This window comes from Longimicrobium sp. (genome assembly GCA_036389795.1).
Classification (GTDB): Bacteria; Gemmatimonadota; Gemmatimonadetes; order Longimicrobiales; family Longimicrobiaceae; genus Longimicrobium.
Map to the genome: position 1 here is coordinate 44080 of DASVWD010000140.1, position 23380 is coordinate 67459.

At 73.7% G+C, this 23380-nt stretch carries 12 protein-coding genes; 8 read left to right on the plus strand and 4 right to left on the minus strand.

The genetic code is table 11. The features are described 5' to 3' along the window. The first annotated feature begins 46 nt into the window (after positions 1–46). The 5 genes from VF746_18765 (at position 47) to VF746_18785 (ending at position 11124) form a co-directional block, all read left to right on the plus strand. Positions 47–1990, plus strand: coding sequence for a hypothetical protein (locus tag VF746_18765; GenBank protein HEX8694472.1), 1944 nt, complete (start codon positions 47–49; stop codon positions 1988–1990). Positions 1991–2650: 660 nt separating this feature from the next. Then, positions 2651–2863: a hypothetical protein gene (locus tag VF746_18770; GenBank protein HEX8694473.1), complete on the plus strand. Its 213-nt coding sequence runs from the start codon at positions 2651–2653 to the stop codon at positions 2861–2863. 99 nt (positions 2864–2962) lie between these two features. Beyond that, complete coding sequence (locus tag VF746_18775) at positions 2963–5383, plus strand: ABC transporter permease (GenBank protein ID HEX8694474.1); 2421 nt, start codon at positions 2963–2965, stop codon at positions 5381–5383. Positions 5384–5741: 358 nt separating this feature from the next. Then, positions 5742–8174 (plus strand): ABC transporter permease, encoded by a 2433-nt coding sequence (locus VF746_18780; protein HEX8694475.1) that lies wholly within the window; start codon positions 5742–5744, stop codon positions 8172–8174. A gap of 523 nt (positions 8175–8697) precedes the next feature. Then, positions 8698–11124: an ABC transporter permease gene (locus VF746_18785; GenBank protein HEX8694476.1), complete on the plus strand. Its 2427-nt coding sequence runs from the start codon at positions 8698–8700 to the stop codon at positions 11122–11124. An 893-nt stretch (positions 11125–12017) separates the two neighbouring features. On the opposite strand, the gene VF746_18790 is transcribed toward VF746_18785, so the two are convergent. Beyond that, a complete protein-coding gene (locus tag VF746_18790; GenBank protein ID HEX8694477.1) occupies positions 12018–12857 on the minus strand; it encodes a helix-turn-helix domain-containing protein in 840 nt (279 codons plus the stop codon). Positions 12858–12976: 119 nt separating this feature from the next. On the opposite strand from VF746_18790, the gene VF746_18795 reads away from it, so the two are divergent. Next, the gene (locus tag VF746_18795) at positions 12977–13141 is read left to right on the plus strand and encodes a hypothetical protein (protein HEX8694478.1); all 165 of its coding nucleotides are present in this window, start codon (positions 12977–12979) and stop codon (positions 13139–13141) included. 31 nt (positions 13142–13172) lie between these two features. Here the strand turns inward: VF746_18795 and VF746_18800 are convergent, their stop codons facing one another. Continuing rightward, a complete protein-coding gene (locus VF746_18800; GenBank protein HEX8694479.1) occupies positions 13173–14450 on the minus strand; it encodes a hypothetical protein in 1278 nt (425 codons plus the stop codon). A 148-nt stretch (positions 14451–14598) separates the two neighbouring features. Continuing rightward, on the minus strand, positions 14599–17835 hold the full coding sequence (locus tag VF746_18805; protein HEX8694480.1) for an Eco57I restriction-modification methylase domain-containing protein: 3237 nt from the start codon (positions 17833–17835) through the stop codon (positions 14599–14601). Positions 17836–18793: 958 nt separating this feature from the next. Here VF746_18805 and VF746_18810 point away from each other — a divergent pair. Next, positions 18794–19429 carry a hypothetical protein gene (locus VF746_18810; protein ID HEX8694481.1) on the plus strand — a complete coding sequence of 212 codons (636 nt, stop codon included), beginning with the start codon at positions 18794–18796 and terminating at the stop codon, positions 19427–19429. A 96-nt stretch (positions 19430–19525) separates the two neighbouring features. On the opposite strand, the gene VF746_18815 is transcribed toward VF746_18810, so the two are convergent. Beyond that, complete coding sequence (locus tag VF746_18815; protein HEX8694482.1) at positions 19526–21496, minus strand: ABC transporter ATP-binding protein; 1971 nt, start codon at positions 21494–21496, stop codon at positions 19526–19528. 668 nt (positions 21497–22164) lie between these two features. Between VF746_18815 and coxB the strand changes: the two genes are divergently transcribed. Next, entirely contained in the window at positions 22165–23292 is a 1128-nt protein-coding gene (gene coxB / locus VF746_18820; protein ID HEX8694483.1) for a cytochrome c oxidase subunit II, read from the plus strand. Positions 23293–23380: the final 88 nt, after the last annotated feature.

Consider the following 23380-nt stretch of genomic DNA (forward strand, 5'->3'; position numbering starts at 1 on the left):
GGGCGCTCCCCACTTTCGTTCCTCTTCTTCATCCCTGGAGTTCCCCATGGTGAAATCCCGGTCCCGCTCCGCCGCCGCCCTGCTGCCGCTGCTGGCGCTCGCCGCGGCGCTCTCGTCCGCCCCGGCGCACGCCCAGGCGAGGCCCGACCCGCGCGTGGGCCTGCGCGCGGGACTGCGCGACGCAGGCGAGGCCGCGTGGAACCTGCGCCTGCTCTCGAACACGCCCTCGCCGGCGCCGTTCGGCGAGAACACCAACTCCGACCTGGCGTTCACCGGCAACCTGGCCATCCAGGGCAACTACGGCGGCTGGCAGATCTGGGACATTTCCAACCCCCGCCGGCCCACCCTGGTGCGCGGGTTCGTCTGCCCGGCCTCGCAGAGCGACGTCTCGGTCTACCGCAACCTGCTCTTCGTCTCGGGCGAGGGGCTGGAGGGGCGCCTGGACTGCGGCACCCAGGGAGTGCAGGACACGGTCAGCAGGGACCGGCTGCGGGGGATCCGCATCTTCGACATCAGCGACCCGGCGAACCCCAGGAACGTCGCCAACGTGCAGACGTGCCGCGGCTCGCACACGCACACCGTGCTGGAGGACCCGGACGACCGGGCGAACGTCTACGTCTACGTCTCCGGGTCGGCGCCCGTGCGCTCGGCGGGCGAGCTGCAGGGGTGCGTGGACGCGCCGCCCGAGCAGAACCCCGCCTCGGCGCTCTTCCGCATCGAGGTGATCAAGGTGCCGCTGGCCAACCCCGGGCAGGCGGCCATCGTCAGCTCGCCGCGCATCTTCCAGGGGCTGGCGGCGCCGCCGGAGCACGGCGAGATGCCCCAGGACATCGCCGAGGCCCGGGAGGAGGCCGCCCGCGCCCGGGCCGCGGGCGGGTACACCGTCACCATCCAGGGGATGGAGTACGTGGCGCCGGACGAGTTCGTCGCGCAGATGCTGGACCAGATCGTGAAGGCGCGCGGCGGCACCGGGGCGCCCACCGCGGCCGACAGCGCCCAGCTGCGCGGCACCATCCAGGGGATCGTCGACCGGATGATCGGCGCCGACGAGCCGCACACCGGGCCCTCGCAGTGCCACGACATCACCGTGTACCCGGCGCTCGGCCTGGCCGGCGGCGCCTGCGGCGGCTACGGCCTGCTGCTGGACATCCGCGACCCGGCCAACCCGGTGCGCCTGGACGCGGTGGCCGACTCGAACTTCTCCTACTGGCACTCGGCCACGTTCAACAACGACGGCACCAAGATCCTCTTCAGCGACGAGTGGGGCGGCGGCGGCGCGCCGAAGTGCCGCGCCACCGACCGGCGCGAGTGGGGGGCGGACGCCATCTTCACGCTCCAGGACGGGAAGATGCGCTTCCAGAGCTACTACAAGCTCCCGGCGCCGCAGACCCCGCAGGAGAACTGCGTGGCCCACAACGGCTCGCTGATCCCCATCCCCGGGCGCGACGTGATGGTGCAGGCGTGGTACCAGGGCGGCATCTCGGTCTTCGACTGGACCGACGCCGCGCACCCGCGCGAGATCGCCTTCTTCGACCGCGGCCCGGTGGACTCCACCCGGATCGGCAACGGCGGGAGCTGGTCGGCGTACTGGTACAACGGGGTGATCGTGAGCTCCGAGATCGGCCGCGGGCTCGACGTCTTCGAGCTCGCGCCCAGCGAGCACCTGTCGCAGAACGAGATCGACGCGGCGAAGTCGGTGCGCCTGGACTACCTGAACGTGCAGTCGCAGCCGAAGTTCGTCTGGCCGCCGACGTTCGCGCTGGCGCGCGCCTACGTGGACCAGCTCCAGCGCTCCAACGGCCTGGCGGCGGCGCGGATCACGAGCGTGCGGCAGGCGCTGAGCAGTGCCGAGGGCGCCTCGGGCGCGGCGCGGCGGACCGCGCTCACGCAGCTCGCCGCGCAGGTGGAAGGCTACGCCGCCGGCTCCTCCGACGCGGCGAAGGTGCGGATGCTGGCCGGCGCCGTGCGGGACCTGGCCGGCGCGCGGTGAGGGCTTCCGCGCGGCGGCGGAAATCCTGAAAACCCAAAGCCTCACGCAGAGTCAGCAGAGTCAGCAGAGAACCCCTCTGTTTCCTCTGCTGACTCTGTTATACCAGATCCCGAAACTGATTGTGCATTTTGCACCCAACCAGGAATGTCATCCTGAAGGAGCCCCAGCGACTGAAGGATCTGCGGGTGGGTCGTGAGCGTCAGCCCGACTCACGCTCGCATTCAACCCGCAGATCCTTCGGGTCGCTTTAGGCTCCCCTCAGGATGACATTCCACGTTTCAAGTAAATGCACACTGAATCGACAGATTTGGTATGAGTAGATTCCTCGGGCGCCGCCCAGCGGAGGTGTGAAATTCGGATCGGTGCTGCGGCGCCGCTCGGAATGACATGGTTCGCGAGAGGACCGGATTGCACACTGATTCCTGGAATCCGGTATGACGCCGTCTTCTGACCACTCGCGTCCCGCAGGTGTCCGATTCCGGGACGGGGATTCCCGGCAGCGCACATCGGCGGCAAGCTCTCCGATCTCCATCTCGTTGAATGCCATAGACTTACGATACGACGCCGGCTGGCGTGCTACTTCCATCGTAGAGGAGCAACGGGGACGGGAGTCGCCGCCCCGCGATCCACCTACCGATCCCTACCTCTGGAGTTCTCGCAATGCTCGCCATCGCGTCGCCCTCGGACCGGCAGATCCCCGGCAGCTTCCGCCTGGGCGTGGGCCTCGTCGCCGCGTACCTGGTGCTCCTGGGCGCCGTCGGGCTGCTCTCGCTGACCCACGACCCCTCCTTCCAGGACGCCTTCGTCGGCGTGACCTGCCTCCCCGCCGGCGCGCTTCTGGTCTGGATCGCCGCTTCCTGGCTGCGGAAGTAGCTCCCCGGCCGCCCGCCGCCCGCCCTCCGCAGGCAGGGGAGCGCGGGCGGCGCGGACTTTCCCTCCTCCCCCTTTCACCCCCTTCCGAGGCCTCCGCAGATGGAGACCCTGCTCCAGGACCTGCGCTACGCCGTCCGCACGCTCTCCCGCAGCCGCGGCTTCACCGCCGCGGCCGTGGTGTGCCTGGCGCTGGGGATCGGCGTCAACACCGCCATCTTCAGCGTGGTGAACGCCATCCTCCTGCGTCCGCTCCCCTTCGAGAGGCCGGACGAGGTGGTGGCCATTCACGCCGCCAACCCCAGGCAGGCGATCGGCGAGTCCAACGTGTCGATGGCCGACCTGATGGACTGGAAGGCGCACGCGCTCTCGCTGGCCGACGTCGCGGGCGGGTACGAGCGCTCGCTGGCCATCGCCGACGAGCGCGAGGCGGAGCTCGTGGGGGGGTACGCCGTCACCCCCAACACCTTCGGGCTGATCGGCGCGCGGCCGGTGCTGGGGCGCGGCTTCCTCCCGCAGGACGGCCGGCCGGACGCCGAGCGGGTGATCGTCCTTTCGCACGAGCTCTGGCGGCGGCGCTACGGCGGGCTGCGCACGGTGGTGGGGAAGAAGGTGCTGGTCGACGGCGAGCCGCGCACCGTGATCGGCGTGATGCCGCCCCGCTTCCGCTTCCCCGAGCGGGCCATGGCCTGGGTGCCGATCCGCGCCGGGGGCGACGAGGCGCGCAGCGAGCGCTACGTGTGGGCGCTGGGGCGGCTCAGGCCCGGGGCCACGGCGGAGCGCGCCGCGGCCGAGGTGGCCGCCGTCTCCCGCCGGCTGGCCGAGGAGCACCCGGAGACGAACGCCGGGTGGACGGCCGTGGTGCTCCCCTACCGCAGCGACGTGGTGGACGGCACGCTGCGCACCATGCTGACGCTGATGCTGGGCGCGGTGGGCTTCGTGCTGCTGATCGCCTGCGCCAACGTGGCCAACCTGCTGCTGGCGCGCGCCACCGTGCGCCGCCGCGAGATCGCCGTGCGCGCGGCACTGGGGGCGGGGCGCGGCCGCCTGGTGCGCCAGCTCCTCACCGAGAGCGTGCTGGTGGCGCTCCTGGGCGGCACGCTCGGCGTCCTCGTCGCGGTGTGGTGGCTGGACTGGGTGCTGTCGCGCATCCCCGAGGAGCTGCCGTACTGGATGCGCTTCGGGGTGGACGCCCGGGTGCTGGCCTACACGGCGGCGCTCTCGGTGGGGACGGGGATCGTCTTCGGCGTCTTTCCGGCGCTCCGGGCGTCGCGCACCGACCTGCAGTCGACGCTCAAGGAGGGCGGGCGCGGCCTGGCCGGGGCGGGGCACGCGCGGATGCGCAACGCGCTGGTGGCGGGCGAGATCGCCCTCTCGCTGATGCTGCTGGTGGGGGCGGCGCTCATGATCCGCTCCTTCGTGGCCGCGAGCAAAGCCGACCTGGGCTTCGAGACGGAGCGGCTCCTCACCGTGCAGGCGTTCCTCACCGGGCCGCGCTACCAGGAGCCGGCGGCGCGCGCGGCGTACTTCGCCCAGGCCGTGGAGCGCGCCGGGCGGCTCCCCGGGGTGGCCGCGGCGGCGGCGCCGGTGGCGCTCCCCTCGTCCGACGGCCTGCCGGGGACCTCCGTGGTGGCCGAGGGGCAGCCGGTGGCGCCGGGCGAGGAGCTGGTGGTGGGGTTCGGGGCCACCACCCCCGGGCTCTTCCGCGCGCTCGGCCGGCCGCTGGTGGCGGGGCGGGACTTCACGGCGCAGGAGGCGATGGACACCGCGGCGACGGCGGCCATCGTGAGCCGCGAGGTGGCCGAGCGGCTCTGGCCGGGGCAGGACCCGCTGGGGAAGCGCGTCCGGCTGGGGACCTTCGGCGGCGACGCGCCCTGGCTCACCGTGGTGGGGGTGGCGCCGTCCATCCTCTACGACGAGGTCGACAACCTGGGTCCGCAGTCGCGCCTGCAGGTGCACCTGCCGTACGCGCGGCTGCCGTGGCAGGAGATGGCGCTGCTGGTGCGCACGCACGGCGACCCGGCGGCGCTGGCGGGGCCGCTCAGGCGCGCCGTGCGCGAGCTGGACCCCACGGTGCCCGTCTACAGCCTGCGGACGATGGACGAGGTGCGGCGCTGGTCCAACTGGCCGTCGCGGCTGTGGGGCGAGTTGTTCGGCACCTTCGGCGGGGTGGCGCTCCTGCTGGCGGGCGTGGGCGTGTACGGGGTGATGGCCTACGCCGTGTCGCAGCGGGTGCACGAGATCGGCATCCGCATGGCGCTGGGCGCGCGCGCGGCCGACGTGGTGCGCATGGTGATGCGCCAGGGCGCCGTGGTGGCCGCGGCCGGCGTGGGCGCGGGGCTCCTGGGCGCGCTGGCGATCGCGCGGCTGATGTCGGGCGTGCTCTTCGGCGTGAGCGCCACGGACCTGGTGACGTTCGTCGCCATGCCGCTGGCGCTGGCCGCGGTGGCGCTCTTCGCCTGCTGGATGCCGGCGCGGCGGGCGGCGCGGGTGGACCCGATGGTGGCGCTCCGCAGCGAGTGAACGGGACCACGAAAGCTCGGTAAAGACTCTTCTCACGCAGAGGAAGCAGAGTTAGCAGAGAACACATCGCTCGCGGTGTTCCTCTCTGCTACCTCTGCTTCCTCTGCGTGAGGCTTGCTGTTTTGTGGATTCGGTACAACGCGGGAAGCCGGAATACTCTGCCGAAACCTGCCCTGCAAGTGCGCCCGCCTGTCCGCTTCCGGGACACGGTTTCCCACGTCCGCACAGGACGAGCGGAGCGGGCTGAATCCCATCTGATTGACCGACAAGCGGTTGGAGGAATGCGGCAGGAGGCACGAGGCTTCCCTTTCCCACCTGACGTCCTGCGGTCCCGGCTTCCCCTCCACGGCGCACCTCCATGGACACGCTGCTCCAGGACCTCCGCTACGCCGCCCGCGCGCTGGTGAAGAGCCCCGGGTTCACCCTGGCGGCCATCCTCTCGCTGGCGCTGGGCATCGGCGCCAACACGGCGATCTTCAGCGCCATCGACGCGGCGCTCCTGCGCCCCCTCCCCGTCGACGAGCCCGGCCGCCTGGCGCTCGTCACCGTGGAGCGCGGCGAGGCGGGCGTCACCCCCAACTTCAGCCACCCCCGCTTCCTGGAATTCCGCGGCGGCACGCGCGCCTTCAGCGGGATGGCGGCGTTCTCGCCCCAGCCGCTGAACCTGGCCACGGGCGGCGGCGCGGTGCGGCTGGAGGGCGAGATCGTCTCGCCCGACTACTTCCAGGTGGTGGGCGTGCGGCCCGCCCTGGGGCGCGGCTTCGTCCCCGGCGAGGGCGCGGCGACGGAGGCCGTGCTCTCGCACGAGCTGTGGACGCGGCGCTTCGGGGCGGACCCGGGCGTGGTGGGGCGCGCGGTGTCGCTCAACGGGAAGCCGTTCACCGTGGCCGGCGTGGCGCCGGAGGGGTTCCGCGGGATGGTGCGCGGGACCGCCCCGGCGCTCTGGATCCCACTGGAGGCGCAGCGCGTCCTCGCCACGGCGCCCGACCAGGTCTACCTCGACGAATCGAATATCAGCTGGCTGAACGTGGTCGGGCGGCTGGCGCCGGGCGTCACCCTGGCGCAGGCGCAGGCCGCGCTCCAGGGGGTGCAGCGCGGCATGGCCCAGCGCGACTCGGTGGTGGCGGGCTGGCGGATGCTGGTGGAGCCCGGCGCGCGCGGCTACGGCTACCTGCTGAGCGGCACGGAGAAGCCGCTGTACCTGTTGCTGGCCACGGTGGCCATCGTGCTGCTGATCGCCTGCGCCAACGTGGCGAACCTGCTGCTGGCGCGGGCGGCGGCGCGCCGCCGCGAGCTGGCGATCCGCGCCTCGCTGGGGGCGCGGCGGGGGCGCATCGTCCGCCAGCTCCTCACCGAGAGCCTGCTGCTGGCGGGGCTCGGCGGGGCGGCGGGGCTGCTGGTGGCGATCTGGACGGGGAACCTGCTGCTGCGCTTCCCGCCGCCCTCGGGGGTGCCGGTGCGGCTGGACACGGGGCCGGACGCGCGCGTGCTGGGCTTCACCCTCGCCGTCTCGCTGCTGGTGGGGCTCGTCCTGGGCCTGGTCCCGGGGCTGCGCGCCTCGCGGCCGGAGCTGGTGTCGGCGCTCAAGGCCGACGCGCGCGCGGGCGGCCCGGCCCGGCTGGGGCTGCGGGGGCTTCTGGTGGCCGGGCAGGTGGCGCTCGCCGTGGTCCTGCTGGCCGGCGCGGGGCTGCTGGTGAGAACGCTGCGCAACCTGGAGCACACCGACCTGGGCTACGGCGCGCGGAGCGTGCTGCTGGCCTCGGTGGACCTGGAGGGGACGGGGTGGGAGCCCGAGCGCGGGCGGCGGTTCTACGCGGAGCTGCTGGAGCGCGTCGGCGCGGAGCCGGGCGTGGACGCGGCCTCGCTGGCGACCACGATCACGCCCAACCCGGGCGGGAGCAACGTGAGCGGCGTCACCATCCCCGGCTACACGCCCGCGGGCGACGAGCTGGTGTCGTTCGACCTGAACGTGGTGGCGCCGGGGTACTTCGCCACGCTCGACATCCCCGTGCGCGGGCGCGACTTCACCCCCGCCGACCGCGAGGGGGCGCCGCGCGTGGCCGTGGTCAACGAGACCATGGCGAAGCGCTACTGGCCGAACGGGAACGCCGTCGGACAGCGCATCGTGCTGGGGACGGACTCCACGGCGCCCTCCGTCGAGGTCGTCGGCATCGCGCGCGACGGGAAGTACCGGACGCTCCGCGAGGAGCCGCGGGCGAACGCCTGGTTCAGCGTGCTGCAGAGCTGGCGGCCCACCATGACGCTGCTGGTGCGCTCGCGGCGCGACCCGGCGGAGCTGGCGGCGGCGGTGCGGCGCGAGGTGGCCGCCCTCGACCCGCGGGTGCCCGTCTTCGAGGTGCGCACGCTGAAGGAGCACATCGGGGTGGCCACGGCGCAGGAGCGGCTGGCGGCCACGCTGGTGTCGCTCTTCGGGGCGCTGGCGCTGGTGGTGGCGGCGGTGGGGATCTTCGGAGTGCTGGCGTGGCTGGTGGTGGAGCGCACGCACGAGCTGGGGGTGCGCATGGCGCTGGGCGCCACGCGCGCCAGCGTGATCCGCCTGGTGCTGGCGCGGGGGCTGGCGCTGGCGGGGGCGGGCGCCGCGGTGGGGGTCGCGGCGGCGTTCGGGCTCACGCGGCTGGTCTCCTCGCTCCTCTACGGCGTGAGCCCGTCGGACCCGCTCGCGTTCGCGCTGGCGACGGCGCTGCTCCTGGGGACGGCCGCGCTGGCGAGCTACCTCCCCGCGGCCCGGGCGGCGCGGGTGGACCCGATGGTGGCGCTCAGGAGCGAGTGAACGGCAAGTGCGAGAGTGCGAAAGTGCGAGAGTGCGAGAGTGCCGGGTTGGTCCTGACCATTGACGGAGAGATTGGCGCGGCGGTGGGGCCCTCACCCGGCGGCCTTAGAGCCGCCACCCTCTCCCAACTTCGGGAGAGGGTACTCGACGGGGTTCGGCGCGTAGGAGCGGGGTTCTCGTAGGGTCGAGGCATGCCTCGACCGGCGGATGCCAGTACATGCGCGGTAGGCGGCCTCTTGCGCCGATGCCGCCTGTGCTCGGACTCGCATGCTCGCCCCTACGACCGCAAGACGCTTCGCGAGACCAAACCCGCGTGAGGGATGCGCGCCCGGAGGGCCGGACACGGGCGTGCCGGGGGTTTGGCACGACCGGGGCCCGGCGCCGTTGGGCACAGTGGTATCGTGCCCTACGGCGCGCGCAGCCCGGCCCGGAGCGCAGGGGAGGGACACGCCCAGACCAGCAGTTGCTGTTCGCTTTTCCGCAGTTTGCAATCGATTCCTCGCAAATCACGCAGGGTGATCGCATGGACACGCTGCTGCAGGACATTCGCTACGCGGCGCGGACGCTGGCGCGCTCGCCGGGGTTCACGCTGGCGGCCGTCGCCACGCTGGCGCTCGGGATCGGGGGGACCACCGCGATCTTCACGGCGGTGCGCGCGGTGCTGCTGGCGCCCCTGCCCTTCGCGCGCGCCGACGAGCTGGTGGTCTTCACCGAGGACAACCCCCGCGCCGGGCTCGAGAACGTGGAGGTGGCGCCGGGGAACTTCGCCGAGTGGAGGGCGCGCAGCCGCTCGGTGGCCGAGTGGGCGGTCTACGACTACGCCACCGCCAACCTGAGCGGCGCGGGCGACCCCGAGCGGCTGCGCGCCTTCGCGGTCTCCGCCAACCTCTTCCGGGTGCTGGGCGCCCGTGCGGCCGTGGGCCGCACCTTCGCCGCGGGCGAGGACCGGCCCGGCGGCGCGCGCGTGGTGATGCTCAGCCACGCGTTCTGGCGCGCCCGCTTCGGCGCCGACCCGCGGATCGTGGGGCGCGCCGTGCGGCTGGACGGGGAGCCGTACACGGTGGTGGGCGTGATGCCGGCGGAGTTCCGCTTCCCCCAGGCGAGCGACGTCTGGCTCCCGCTGGCGCTGGACGCGGCCGACCTGCAGGACCGCCGCGGGCACTGGGCGCGCGTGGTGGGGCGGCTCCGCCCCGGCGCCTCGCCCGGGGACGCGGCGGCCGAGCTGGGCGCCATCGCGCGGCAGCTGGCGACGGAGCACCCGGAGACCAACGCGGGGTGGACGGTGGACGTGCGCCCGGTCCGCGCGGGGCTGCTGGAGGGCTTCAACCAGATGCTGATCTCGCTGATGGCGGCGTCGGCGTTCGTGCTGCTGATCGCCTGCGCCAACGTGGCGGGGCTGCTGCTGGCGCGCGGGGGCGCCCGGCGGCGGGAGCTGGCGGTGCGGGCGGCGCTGGGGGCCGGGCGCGGGCGGCTGGTGCGCCAGCTCCTCACCGAGAGCCTGCTGCTGGCGCTGGCCGGCGGCGGGCTGGGGGTGCTGATCGCCACCTGGGCCAGCGGCGCGCTGGAGGCCGCGCTGCCGGCGACGTACTTCGACTTCGTCCCGCAGTTCCGCGACGCGCGGGTGAACGGGGCGGTGCTGGCCTTCGCGGGCGGGGTGTCGCTCTTCACCGGCGTGCTCTTCGGGCTCCTCCCCGCGCTCTCGGCCACGGGGCGGCACCTGCAGCCGGCGCTGCGCGAGGGCGGGCCCGGGGTGGCGCGCGGGGGCGGCCGGGCGAGGACGCGCGCGGCGCTGGTGGTGGGCGAGGTGGCGCTCGCGCTGGTGCTGCTCACCGCCGCCGGGTTCAGCATCGCCACCGGCGTGGCGCTGGCGCGGCGCAACTGGGGGTTCCAGGAGGAGCGGCTCCTCACCATGCGCGTCACCCTCCCCCAGGGCGACTATCCCACCGACACGGCGGCGTCCCTCTTCCACGCGCGCCTGCTCGAGCGGCTGCAGGCGCTCCCCGGCGTGCGCGCGGCGGGCCTGGCCACCGGGGTGCCGATGTCGGGCGAGGGCGGGCCCGTGACGCTGGAGGTGGAGGGGCGCCCGCCGCCCCCGCCCGGGCTGGCGCCGCGCGCCGAGTACCGGGGCGTCTCGCCGGGGTACTTCGCCGCGCTGGGGGTGCCGCTGGCGGCGGGGCGCGCCTTCGGCGACCGCGACCGCATCGGCTCGCCCCCGGTGGCGGTGGTGAGCGCCGACTTCGCCCGGCGCGCCTTCCCCGGCGAGAACCCGATCGGCCGGCGGGTGCGGGTGGAGGGCGACGGCAACCCCTGGCGCGAGATCGTCGGCGTGGCGGGCGACATCTCCGACCTGCGCACGGCCACCCAGGGCAAGGCGTACATCTACACGCCCTTCCTCCAGCTCGGCCAGCCCACCGCCTTCCTGGCGCTGCGCACCGCGGGCGACCCGGCCGAGGTGACGGCCGCCGTGCGGCGCGCGGTGGCGGCGCTGGACCCGGGGCTTCCCGTCTACGACGTGCTCACCATGCGCGAGCGGGTCGCGGAGAGCATGTTCCCCTTCCGGGTGGTCGGCTGGCTGCTCAGCGCGCTGGGGGCGGTGGCGCTGGTGCTGGCGGCCGTGGGCGTGTACGGCGTGGTGGCGTACGGCGTGGCGCAGCGCACCCACGAGATCGGCGTGCGCATGGCGCTGGGCGCCGCGCGCGCCGACGTGCTGCGGTTGTTCGCGGGGCAGGGCCTCAGGCTGGCGCTGGCGGGGGTGGCGCTCGGCGCGGTGGGGGCGCTGGCCGTCGCCCGCGGGATGCAGCATGGCATGCTGGCGGGCGTGGACCCCTCCGCCCCGCGGGTGTTCGCGGCGGTGGCGGGGGTGCTGGCGGCGGCGGCCGTCCTGGCCAGCTACCTCCCCGCCCGCCGCGCCGCCGGCGTGGACCCGATGGTGGCGCTCCGGGCGGAGTGAACGGCGAGTGCTGAGTGCGAAAGTGCGAGAGTGACTGAATCGCAGTTACTTTCGCACTTCGCACTCAGCACTTTCGCACTTTTGGTTTGAGCGTCTCCCTCCGCTGCGCTCCGGGCCGGGCTGCGCGCGCCGTGGGGCACGATACGACCGTGCCCAACGGCGCCGGGCCACCGCCGCCACGATACCCCTGTGGCGGCGGCGTCCCGGCCCTCCGGGCGCGCATCCCTCACGCGGGTCTCGTCACGCACCCGATGCGAGTGCCTGGATCGCGAGCGCGTGAACACCACTCGCCGGGACCACGGAACGCCTCCGCAACCCGCGAGGCTCCAACCGCGCAACTCCAACCGCTCCTTGTCCTTACGTTCGCCGCGCGCGGGGGTGGAAAGGCGTGCCGGCGGCTCCCCGCGGGGCTTCGCCGCCTCGCGCCGGACGAACGGCTGCCCAAGGTTTGTCCACTCGAAATCGCACGTGGGCCTTTGCTGATCGGGCTGCGTGCCCTATCATGAAGCCTCGGGTCCCCCTGGTCCGAGGATTTTTCATCCTCCCTTCCCGAGACCAACCGCCTCGCGCGCGTTCCCCCGCGGACCCGATGCACCGCCCCCGGACAGGATTCCAGGACCGCGAGCGACGACCGGCGGCCGCTGTCGGGCCGCCGGTCTCCGTTGCCGGACGTGCGGACCGTTCCCCCTCGCTGCGTTACTCCAGGCGCTTCCGGTCGTCTAAGCGCGGTGTCCGCGCGCGGCCGCCCGGCGCGCCGGGGAAATCGCGGACACGAAAAGCGGGGAAGTCCCTTCCGCGGAGACCTCCCCGATCCGGTTCTTTCGAGTCGAGCCCGAGCCGCACCCCGGTACTGTACTGAGGACTGAGGCACTAAGGACTCAGCACTCAGGACTTCAGTTCAGCCACGTCTTCTCCGGCTTCCCCCGCGTCCGGGCCGCCTCGCGCAGCTCGAACAGCTCGGCGGCGAAGGCGCGGGCGGCGGTCTCGAAGGCGCCCCGGCGGCGCAGCTCCGTGGGCGGGGCGCCCATGAACTGCCGGAGCGCCGCCTTCAGGCTCACCTCGTTGGCGTAGCCGCACGCCTGCGCGATGGAGGCCACCGTGCGGCCGGGGTCGTCCAGCAGCTCGGCCGCCATCAGCAGGCGCAGCCACGCCAGCAGCCGCCGCGGCGGGGGGAGGTCGGCGCGCTCGCACCAGCGCGGCACCGTGCGCTCGGTGACCCCCAGCGCCGCCGCCAGCTCGGGCGCCTGGCCCCCCGCGGCCACCGTCTCGGCCGCCGTCGTGAGCAGCGCGCGCGCCCGGCTGGGCACCCCGCGGGGGAGCGCGCGGCGGAGGACCCGGTGCACCGCGCGGCCCTGCACCAGGCGGATGCGCCGCTCCAGGGCCGCCGGCGTGTCCTCGCGCCCCAGCGCGATCACGTCGGCCACGCCCCAGTCCAGCAGCGTGCGCAGCTTCTCCGCGTCGGCCGCGCCCAGCGGGAGCGCCGCCAGCACCGTGGCCGAGGGGAGCTCTTCCAGCAGTTCGCGCAACTCCGCGGCCAGCTGCCCCGGCCGGGCCGGGTCGTGCGGGTCCACCACCGAGACGGCCGTGGCGGGGGAGCGGTGCAGCGCCAGGCGCAGCGCACGCCAGTCGGCCAGTCGGAAGAGCCGGAACAGCTCCCCCTCAATCCCGGCCAGCCGCTCCCGCAGCTCGTCGCTCGGGTGAAGAAGGTACAACGGCCGGACGACGATCCGCATGTTAGGACGCCAAGGGGGTAGTTTTTACGACACGTCTTGACGCTGCGCACAAAAACGCGGCACCTTACCACGCCTTCCTTCCCACCCGTAACTCACGGCCACACGCCCGGAGGAGAACCATGAGGGTCCGTCACGCTTTCGGCATCGCCACGCTCGCGCTCCTGCTCGCCGCCTGTTCGGAGAGCGTCACCGGCCCGTCGCTGCAGGCTTCGGACGGCGCGGCCGCCAACATCGGCTGGGGCGGCGGAGGAGGGCGCAGCGACGGGACCAGTTCGACTCCCTGAGCAGAGCCGGCCCCGGGGAGGCGCAAACCGGTCAGGCGGGGGCGAGGGTCCGCACCAGCTCGCGCGCGAGCCGGTCGGCGAAGCGGCCGCTCCCCGCGGTCTCGGGCTCGCGGACCGGCGCTTCGGCGGCGCGGCGGTCCCGTACCCGCTCGAGATGCTGCTCCGCCAGGATGCGGACGTCGGACTCGCCGCGTGCCGTGGCCAGCATCTGCGCGCGCCGGGCCAGCTCCTCGGCGCGGCCCCACTCGCGCGCTTCCGCGTCGGCCCACGACAGGATCGTGAGGACCTCGGCGGCGCGTGCGCCCGCGGCATACGTCTCGGCCATCCCGAGCGCCTGCTCGCGGGCCGCCTCGTACCTCGAGCGATCGCCGGAGCGGGCGGCGGCGTGCGCGAGGTTGGCGGTCGCCACCATGCGCGTCGGCTGGTCCAGCCGGGGCGCGACCGCCTCCAGCACCGGGACCGCGCGGTCGTGGCGGCCGACGACCAGCCAGTAGCGTCCCAGGTCGTGGGCCAGGACGGGGAGGTTGGGGTTGTCGGCGTCGTACGCCTGCAGCGCGGCGCGGGCGTGCTCGTACGCCTCGCGCAGCCGGCTGGCGTCGACCAGCAGGTTGAAGAGGTGGTGGTGGGCGGAGGCCTGCAGCGGGCGCATCCGGCGCTTGACCGAGGTGCGCAGCGCGCGCCCGATCACCGTCTGGGCCGCCGGGTAGTTGCCGGTGCGGATGTAGAGGACGCCCAGGCCGATGAACCCCCAGGCGTAGCTCTCCCAGTCGCGGCGCCGGGCCAGCTTGATCGCCGCGCGGAACCAGGTCTCGGCCGGGGCGTGGCGCGCCAGGTCGCGGGCCAGGCGCGCCGTGTCCAGCGCCAGCTTCGGGTCGCTGGGCAGCGCCAGCGCCGCCGCCTGCGCGAAGGCCAGCCGGGTGCCGGGCGCGCCCCGGCGCTCCGCCCAGCGGGCCACGGCGCGGCACGCGTACGCCAGCCGCCCGGGGTCGGCGGCCTCGGGGGCGTCGGTCATCTGCGCCAGCGAGAGCAGCGGCCCCCACAGTTCCTGGTCGGGGGCGGCCGCGGCCACCGCCTCGCGGCGCAGGACCCCGGCGCCGTAGGCGAAGAGCCCCTTCCGCTCGCCGGCCGGGGTCTCCACCCACAGCATGAAGTCGCGCAGGGCGCCGAAGAGGAGCACGCCCGCGGGCCCGGGGACCTCGGCCATGACGTCGGCGCCCTCGGCGGCGTCGTCGGGGCGGGTGAGCGGCGGCGCGGCCACGTACGAGGGCCGCGTGCGCCGCGTGCTGCGGTGCGGCGGGAAAGCCTTCATTGCGCTCCGGGGGTGGGACGCGGGCAGGCACCCGCGGACATCGGGAAGGGAGACCGCGTTTCCGGCCATAAAGTACCCCCGACGGGCCCGTCTGACCAGAGTCGTGGCGCACGGATGCCGCACAGGCGCGCTCCGGCAGGGGCGGCGCTCACCGCTCAGCGCCCCGCGGCGTGCGCGGCGGAGCGGCCGCCCCCGCCAGCTCCACCTCGTCGGGGGTGAGCCGCCAGGCGCGCTCGACCAGCTGCCCCAGGCGCCGCTCGAGCCCGGCCGCCTTCGCGTGCACGGCGGTGAGCCGGGGGGCGTACTCGGCGTGCGCGTTGCGCAGCATCCCCACCTCGCGCGGGGTGAGCGGGTCGGCCTTCCGGGGGCGGCGCCGCTTCACCTCGTCCACGAAGTCGCCCGCCGAGAGGTCGGCGAACGCCTCCAGCCGGGCGCCGGGCTGGGCCACGCCGTACTCGGCGCGCACCCACTGCAGGAGCTCGGCGGCCAGCGTCCTGCGCTCGCCGGTGAGCTCCACCAGCCGCTCCACGGCGCCCGCGGCCTCGTCCTCCATGGCGGGCGTGGGCTCGGGGACGGGGAGCGTCTCCACCAGCGGCCCGGTCAGGCGCACCGCCTCGTCGCGCCCGTGGCCGGCGCTCCTCCACGCGTAGGTCCACAGCACGGGCGAGTTGAGCACCGCCAGCAGCCAGGGCGAATCGCCGGGGACGAAACAGAGGCCGCCCCCGGCCACGTGGGCGTGGCGGTCCAGGGCGAAGGCGGCGCACCAGGCCACGTCGGGGTAGACCAGCCGGGGCGCCTCGAGCAGCCCGGGGGGAGGGCCTGCGCGCAGCTCCCACCAGTGCTGCCCCTGGTCCTGCCGGAGCCGCAGGCGGTCCTCGTGCGGCTTCAGGTGCGCGTACAGCGAGGGGTACGCCCCCCGGAACGCCCGCTCGGCCTCGGGGTCGGAGAGCCCCGTCCACGGCCAGCGGCGCCGCTCGCCCGACTCCAGCAGGACGATCCAGAGCCCCGCCCACCCCGGAGCCCAGCGCCCGGCCTCCTGCGCGCGCAGGTACGGCCGGAGCAGCGGCTCGGCCCCCGGGTGCTCGCGCACGAGCCGCTCGCGCGCGGCGCCGTCCACCACGTACGCCTCGTTGAGCCCCGTGCGGACGCCGGCCACCGGCGCGCTCCCGGCGAAGTCGCGCAGCGCGATGCCCCCGTCGCGGAGCTTGCGCAGCAGCGCCTCCACGGCCTGCGGCTCCAGGCTCCACGGCCCGGCCCCGAAGCGCGCCTGGGGGACGGCGTGGGCGTGCCCGGCCACCCAGGCGCCGAGCCCCGCCCCGGCGGCCTCGGGGGGGACCACGGCCACGCGGGTGTCGCGCCCCTCGCGCGCGCCGCCGTTCGCCTCGGGGCGGCCGACCACCACCACGCAGGGCGAGAACTCGCCGTCTGGCAGCACGGGGGCGTGGCCGAAGTCCACCACCGTCTCCATCCGCGCGTGCTCGGCCAGGTAGCGCCGGAGCCCCTCGCCGGCCCCCGAGCGCACCCAGCGGTTGGGGACCACGAAGGCGGTGCGCCCCCTACGGCGCAGCAGGTCGAGCGCCTGGCGGTAGAAGTAGGCGCCCGCGTCGGCCGAGCCCTCGTGCACCTCGGCGAAGGCGGCCGCCAGGTGGGGCCGGAGCGCCGCGAGCGCCTCGCCGCGCGCGGCCGGGGGGCGGCCCACCACCGCGTCGAAGCCGGCCTCGCCGCCCCCGCCGCGCGCCGGGTCGCCGAACGCCTCGGGGAGCTCCAGGTCCCAGTGGAAGAAGCGGTGCGCCCGCGCGAGCTCCGCCGCGCGCTCCAGCGCCTCGCGCTGCGCGGCGCCGAGGCGCGCCCCGCCCGCCAGCACCTCCGCCGCGTGCAGGGTGGCCACCTCCTCCGCGCGCCGGTTGCCGAAGGCGCGGCTCACCCACAGGTCCAGCAGGCGGCGGTACGGCGCCAGCGCGCGCTCGGCCTCGGCGAAGCGCGCTGCGGTGTCGGCCGCCTCGGCGAAGGTGGCGTCGTCGCGCGCGGCCAGCTCGCGCACCGCGGCGGCGGCCTCGGCCAGGCCGTCGAAGGGGCCGCCGAAGGCCAGGAACTGCCCCTGCGGGCTCTCCTCCACCGCGCGCTGCACCTCGGCCGCGCGCGCGCCCGCGAGCGGGCTGCCGGCGCGCAGGTGGTGGTCCAGGAAGGGCGGCGGCGCGCCGGGGACGAAGGAGTGCAGCCAGAGCGTGGCCTTCGCGAGGTCGACCGCCAGCGGGTCGGGGTCCACCCCGAAGAGGCAGCGGCGGACCACCATGCGCCGCAGCAGCGCCTCGTCGGTCAGCCGCGTGGGGTCGGCGCCGATCCCCTGCGCGTCCAGGTCCTCAGTGATCTCCTCGCGCAGCGCGGCCAGGCGCTCCGCGAGCGGGCCGCCGGGGAGGTCCGCGGCGGTCGCCAGCAGGCGCGCGGCGATCCAGTCGGCCGCGTGCAGGAGGAAGTGCCCACCCCCCATCGCAGGGTCGCAGACGCGCAAAGACAGGAGGTCCGTCAGCGCGCGCTCCTCCAGCCGGCCGGCCTCGCGCAGGAGCCGCGCGGCGTCGGGCCCGCCCGCCGCGGCCCGCTCGCGGCGGGCGGCGGCCTCCTGCAGGGCGTCGCGGAAGGCGGCCTCGCGCGCGGCGAGCGCCGGGCCCACGGTCTCGCCCAGGACGTAGTCGACCACCCAGGCGGGGGTGGCGTGCGTCCCCGGGTCCTTCCGCTCCCCGCGCGCGTCCACCAGGCGGGGGCGGCCGCGCTCGTCGGGCGCCAGGCGCATGCGCAGCAGCCCCTCGCAGAGCGAGGCGATCTCGTCCGCGCCGAAGGACGCGAAGTCGGCCTCCTCGCCGGCGGGGCGCGAGAGGCGGTCCAGGGCGCGCACCAGGAAGGCGTCGGAGAGCGCGTTCTCGCGGAGGAAGCGGCTGTTCTCGTCGGGGTGGAAGAGGCCGCCGCCGTAGCCGGGCACCCCCAGGGCGGGGTCGCCGTGGTCGACCAGGTCGAAGAGGTTGGCCAGGTCGTCCCACGCCTCGGTGGAGGCGTCGGAGAGCCGCTCGCCGGCGTCGACGCGGGCCGCGGCCGCGCGGCGCAGGCGGGCCAGGCTGTACAGCTGGTACGCGGGCGCGGCGCCCACGGGAAGGAAGCCGCGCGCCTCGGCGTGGGCCACGAAGAGGACGCGGTGCAGCAGCCGGAGCGTCCCCGCGAACACCTCGCGGAGCGACTCGTCGGTCTCGGGGGGGAGCCCGCGCTTGCGGCGGCCGTCCACGAACCCGGCGGCCAGCCGCTCGAACACGTCCGCGAAGACCACGCGCCGGAGCGCGGCCTCCGGGCCCGCGGCGTGCTCGTGCGCGGGCGGCGCGGACGCAGCGGCCGGGCTCACCGTAGCCCCGGATGGCGGGCGCGCGCGTGCGTGCGGGTGCGTGGCGGCATGCGTCGGGTGCTGCGAAACGGCGGGAGGGGTGAGTGACCGTCCGCGGGGAATGTCAGCACGCAACCCCCGGAAGTCAACGGGCTTGCGTGCGGTGTAGCAGTTTTTCGCAAGGCGTGCCGACTGCGCAAGGAAAAAGTGCGTGAGCGCGAAAATTCGAAAGTGCGAAAAATATATTAAGGCGCATTTGCCGTTCTTCCTCTGCCGGACAACGGGAGGATCTGGGAAGAGCTGCCAGGGCTAGTGCCGGGGCGATGTGGCGGCTATGACGCAAAGGCGCGTTGCGCACTTTCGCACTTTCGCACTTTCGCACTTTCGCACTTTCGCACTTTCGCACTTTCGCACTTTCGCACTTTCGGGTGGTGTCCCTCAACAGAGTTGACACACTGGACGGAAGTGTACAGATTGGACACGCCCCCACACCAGCACTCTTACGCCGAGGTGCATCATGGCAGAGAGGCTGGAACTGGTCCCGGCAGGCAGCTTCTGCTGGAACCAAAGAGTGTCCACGGTACGGGCAGACCGGTGCCGGCAACCTGCGGCGTTTCGGAAGGAGCCGCCAGGGCGTTCAGCGCTACCAGTGCAACGTGTGCAAGAAGGTGTTCTGCGCCACGCGGGGCACCCCCTTCTACCGATTGCACAACCCGGAGAGGACGCTGAAGGCGCTGGCGTCTTATTGTGAGTGGCCCAGCCTGCGCGGGGTGCATCGGGTGGAAGGGGTGAAGCCGGACACCCTGGGGGAGTGGCTGGAGAAGGCTGCGGGGCACGTGGAACCGATCGAACGGTTGCTGCAAGAACGCCATCAGGTTACCCGGGCGCAGTTGGATGGGCTCTGGACCTTCGTGGGCCACAAGGGTGAAAAGGGGGCTACGCGGAAGAGGAAGGGCGCGGCACCTTCTGGTGCACACGGGTGATCGACATGGACACGCGCCTGCGGCTCGGGTGTGTGGTCACGAAGACGGAGAGCGAAGGGGCGCTCCTGCTCATGCAACGGCTAAAGAAAGCGCACCCCGAGGCTCCGCCCGCGCTGGCGACGGACGCGAGGGGCGGCTACGAGGATGCCATGATTGAGACCTGGGGAAAGGTGCCGGCCTATCAAGGCTACGGCCGACCACCGACGCGCAAGCAGGCTGGGGCCGACTGGCAGTACCTCCAGGTGAAGAAGATTCGCTCCGGCAATCAGATCGTCGAGGTGAAGACGAAGGTTGTCTTCGGCGATCCGCAGCAGGTGGTGCAGAGGCTGGGCGAACACACTGCCTACATCGAGCGCTCGCAATTGACGTCGAGGCAGATGAACGGGCGGCTGGTGCGCAAGACGCTCTCCTTCTCGAAGGAGGTGCGCCGCCTGCGGGCCGCCTGCGCATGGGAGGACGCGGTGTACAACTGGGCCCGGCGGCACCTGAGTCTTCGTGTGGAGAGCAGCACGCCGGGCCGCCGGTGGGATCAGCGCTCGCCCGCGATGGCGGCCGGACTGACTGACCACATCTGGAGCGTACGCGAGCTGCTCACCACCCTGGTGGTTCCCAAGGCCATCAACTCCGTTTAGGGACACCACCCACTTTCGCACTTTCGCACTTTCGCACTTTCGCACTTTCGCACTTTCGCACTTTCGCACTTTCGCACTTTCGCACTTTCGCACTTTTCAGCGATACCCCGCCGCCTGCAGGCTGAACAGCTCCGCGTACCTCCCGCCGAGCGCCACCAGCTCCGCGTGGGTCCCCTCCTCCACCACGCGCCCGTTCTCCAGCACCAGGATGCGGTCCGCCATGCGCACGGTGGAGAAGCGGTGCGAGATCAGGATCGCCATCTTCGCCTCGGTGAGCTCGGCGAAGCGCTGGAAGACGGTGTACTCGGCGCGGGCGTCGAGCGCGGCGGTGGGCTCGTCCAGGATCAGCAGCTGCGCGTCTCGCATGTACGCGCGAGCGAGCGCCACCTTCTGCCACTGCCCGCCGGAGAGGTCCACCCCGCCCTCGAAGCGGCGGCCGAGCATCGTCCGGTAGCGCTGCGGCAGCGTCTCGATCACCTCCGCCGCCAGCGAGCGCGCCGACGCGTCCTCCACCCGCTCGCGCGCCGACTCGGGCTCGCGCTCCAGCGCCGCGATCCGCCCCACCGCCACGTTCTCCTCGGCCAGCATGTCGTAGCGCACGAAGTCCTGGAAGATCACCCCCACCTCCTCGTGCAGCTCCGCCGGGTCGTACTCCGCGAGCGGCCGGCCGTCCAGCAGGATCACCCCGCGCGTGGGGTCGTACAGCCGCGTGAGCAGCTTGGTGAGCGTCGTCTTCCCCGCCCCGTTCTCGCCCACCAGCGCCAGCCGCTCCCCCGGCCGGATGCGGAAGCTCACCCCCCGCAGCACCCAGCGCGGATCGTCGTCCGGCACGTCGTCGGGTGGCGGGACCAGGTCCGGAGCCCCGCCGCCGCCCGCTGTCCCCCGTTCCCCGTCCCCCGTCCCCCCGGGGCTTCCCTCCGCCTCCGGGTAGCGGAACCAGACGTCCCGGAACTCGAAGCCCTCGCGGATCGGCCGGGGGAAGGGCGCGGCGCGCGCCGGCCGGGCGATCGCGGGCTGCATGGAGAAGAAGACGAAGAGGTCCTCCAGGAAGAGCGCCTGCTCGTACAGCTCCGTGGTCGAGAGCAGCGTGCGCTGCACCAGGTCGCGCGAGCGCGAGAAGGTGCCGGCCAGGAGCGTCAGGTCGCCCAGCGTGATGCGCGCCTGCACCGCGCGCACCACGATCGACGCGTACGCCGCGTAGTAGCCCAGCGTGGAGACCAGCGACAGCCCCGTCCCCGCCAGGTTGCGGCGGATGGCGAGGCGCCGGTTGGCCTGGTAGAAGCGGTCGGAGAGCTCACGGTACTGCTCGGTGAGCCAGTGCGAGAGGCCGAAGAGCTTCACCTCCTTGGCCGTCTTGTCCGACGCCGCCACCAGCCGGTAGTAGTCCAGCTTGCGCCGCTCCGGCGTCCACTGGTAGAGGAGCGAGTAGCCCAGCGCGGCGAAGTGCGTCTCCCCCAGGAACGAGGGGAGCACGGCCACGATGAGCAGGAGGAAGAGGAGCGGGCTGAACGCCAGCAGCGTCCCCGTGAGCGTGACCAGCGTGATGGCGTCCTGCGCCATCCCCAGCAGCTGGTTGAGCAGGCCGATGCGCCCCACCGTCTGCCGCCGGGCGCGCTCCAGCCGGTCGTAGAAGGCCGGGTCCTCGAAGTGCTGCAGGTCCAGCCGCGCCGCGTGCTCCATCAGCCGCACGCTCATGCGGTTGCTGAACAGGTCGCCCAGCAGCGATTCGAGGAGCGTCCCCGTGCGGGCCGCCACCTCGCCCGCGGCCACGATGGCGAACTCCAGCACCAGCAGCGTCCCGATCCGCCGCCAGTCGGGCGTCCCCGAGCGCGACGACGCCACCACCTCGTCCACGATCAGCTTCCCCACCCACAGCGTGGCGATGGGGACGAAGGCGCGCAGCAGCCGCAGGCACACGATCCCCGCCACGAAGCCGCGGTGCGTGCGCCACACCATGCCGAGGAACGGCGGCACGTTGCGCATCGCCCGCCAGCGCTGCGCCCAGGTGGGCCGCTCCTCGGCGGGCGGGCGGGTCCGCCTTCCCGTGTGCACGCGTGCCTGTGCCATGCGAGAAGACTAACGCCCGGCCCCGCGGTTCGGGAGTCGAAGACCTTTCAGATCGACACGAGCGCACTTCGCACTTCGCACTCAGGACTGCGGTCTTGGGCGTGTCCCTCCGCTGCGCTCCGGGCCGGGCTGCGCGCGCGGTAGGGCACGATACGACTGTGCGCATCCCTCACGCGAACGGCAGGGAACAGGGGACAGCCGACGAACCCCCCTCGTTTCGGCACAATGCCTCGTCCCGCGCTCGCTACGAGCGAAGCGAGGAAGTCCCTCTCCCGCGCAGCGGGGGAGGGACAGGCGCCTCAGGCGCCAGGGAGGGGGCTCCTCGCCGGCGCGGCGAGACCTTCCGCGTAGCCAGATCCCTGTCCCCACGCTGGCAGGAGACGTGCGGACGGCCGCGCACGTCGCGCCGGCGGCGCGGACGTAGGGCAATCCCCCACGCGCGGTCCAGGGCTTCCCGACAGGCGTGCCGGGAGGACGCCGCGTAGATTCCCGGCGGCCGCACCGCCGCGCGCGCGCACGGGAAACCCTCCCCGCGGGTCTGGCGGGCTTCCGGAGGGCCGCATATAATGCCCGCCTCCCGGAAGACCCGCGGCGCGCGTGGCTTCGCGCGGTGTCCACGGGCAGTCGGCCGGACACGGGAACGACCGAACACCGAACCCTCACCGCAGATGACGTCGACAGCGATCCTCGCCGGACCGCGCCGGGGCCGCGGCCAGCACGCAGGGGCACGCCGGCCGGTCCGGGCGCGCCTGCCGCTTGCGCTCGCGGCGCTCCTTCCGCTGCTCCTGGCGGCGTGCGGTGAGGACCACGTGCACCGCTACCCGCAGACCACCTTCCACCCCACCACCGAGTACGCGCGGATCACCGACTGGCTCTTCAAGTACACGATGACGCTGGGCGCCATCGTGGGGCTGCTGGTGTTCGCCATCCTGGCGTACATCATGGTGAGGTTCCGCTACCGCCCGGGGATGGCCGAGCCCAAGCAGGTGCACGGCAACACCACCGTCGAGCTGATCTGGACGCTGGTCCCCGCGCTCATCCTGGCGGCCATCGCCGTCCCCACCGCGCGGGCCATTTTCGCCACCCAGCCCGAGCCGCCGCCCAACGCGGTGGCCATCGAGGTGATCGGCAAGCAGTGGTGGTGGGAGTTCCGCTACCTGATCAAGGACTCGCGCGGCGCCATCGTCGACACCGTGGTCACCGCCAACGAGATCCACGTCCCCCAGGGCGACACGGTGCACCTGCTGCTCAAGAGCGACAACGTGCTGCACTCGTTCTGGGTGCCGCAGATGGGCGGCAAGCGCGACCTGATCACCAACCGCGTGAACCACCTGGTGTTCATGCCCGAGGAGCCGGGCGTGTACCTGGGACAGTGCGCCGAGTTCTGCGGCGACAGCCACGCGCTCATGCGCATGCGGCTCGTCGTGCACACCCCGCAGGGCTACCGCGACTGGCTGGCCAACGAGAGCCGCCCCGCGGCCGAGCCCGTGGCCGGCGACTCGGCGCTGCTCTACGGCAAGCAGCTGGTGACCGCCGGGCAGTGCGCCGGGTGCCACTACATCGAGGGGACCACCGCGGTGGGGCGCACCGGGCCCGCGCTCACCCACTTCGGGCGGCGGCTCACCATGGCGGGCGGGATCCTGGAGAACAACGCCGAGAACCTGGCCCGGTGGATCGCCGACGCCCCGTCGGTCAAGCCCGGCTCCAAGATGCCGCAGCTGGGCGGCGGCATCCAGGGCGGGCTCACCGACGAGCAGATCCAGTACATCGTGGCCTACCTGCAGTCGCTGCAGTAGGCCGGCGGGCTCCGACAGGCCGAGGGCCGGGCGCGGAGCCCGGACGCATCGTGACCCAAGCGCCCGCGCGCTCCGCGCGGCGCCGCAA

Excerpts from the sequence above, each read along its gene's own strand:
- VF746_18765 (HEX8694472.1), top strand. The coding sequence starts at position 47 with ATGGTGAAATCCCGGTCCCGCTCCGCCGCCGCCCTGCTGCCGCTGCTG.
- VF746_18770 (HEX8694473.1), top strand. The coding sequence starts at position 2,651 with ATGCTCGCCATCGCGTCGCCCTCGGACCGGCAGATCCCCGGCAGCTTC.
- VF746_18775 (HEX8694474.1), top strand. The coding sequence starts at position 2,963 with ATGGAGACCCTGCTCCAGGACCTGCGCTACGCCGTCCGCACGCTCTCC.
- VF746_18780 (HEX8694475.1), top strand. The coding sequence starts at position 5,742 with ATGGACACGCTGCTCCAGGACCTCCGCTACGCCGCCCGCGCGCTGGTG.
- VF746_18785 (HEX8694476.1), top strand. The coding sequence starts at position 8,698 with ATGGACACGCTGCTGCAGGACATTCGCTACGCGGCGCGGACGCTGGCG.
- VF746_18790 (HEX8694477.1), bottom strand. The coding sequence starts at position 12,857 with ATGCGGATCGTCGTCCGGCCGTTGTACCTTCTTCACCCGAGCGACGAG.
- VF746_18795 (HEX8694478.1), top strand. The coding sequence starts at position 12,977 with ATGAGGGTCCGTCACGCTTTCGGCATCGCCACGCTCGCGCTCCTGCTC.
- VF746_18800 (HEX8694479.1), bottom strand. The coding sequence starts at position 14,450 with ATGAAGGCTTTCCCGCCGCACCGCAGCACGCGGCGCACGCGGCCCTCG.
- VF746_18815 (HEX8694482.1), bottom strand. The coding sequence starts at position 21,496 with ATGGCACAGGCACGCGTGCACACGGGAAGGCGGACCCGCCCGCCCGCC.
- coxB (HEX8694483.1), top strand. The coding sequence starts at position 22,165 with ATGACGTCGACAGCGATCCTCGCCGGACCGCGCCGGGGCCGCGGCCAG.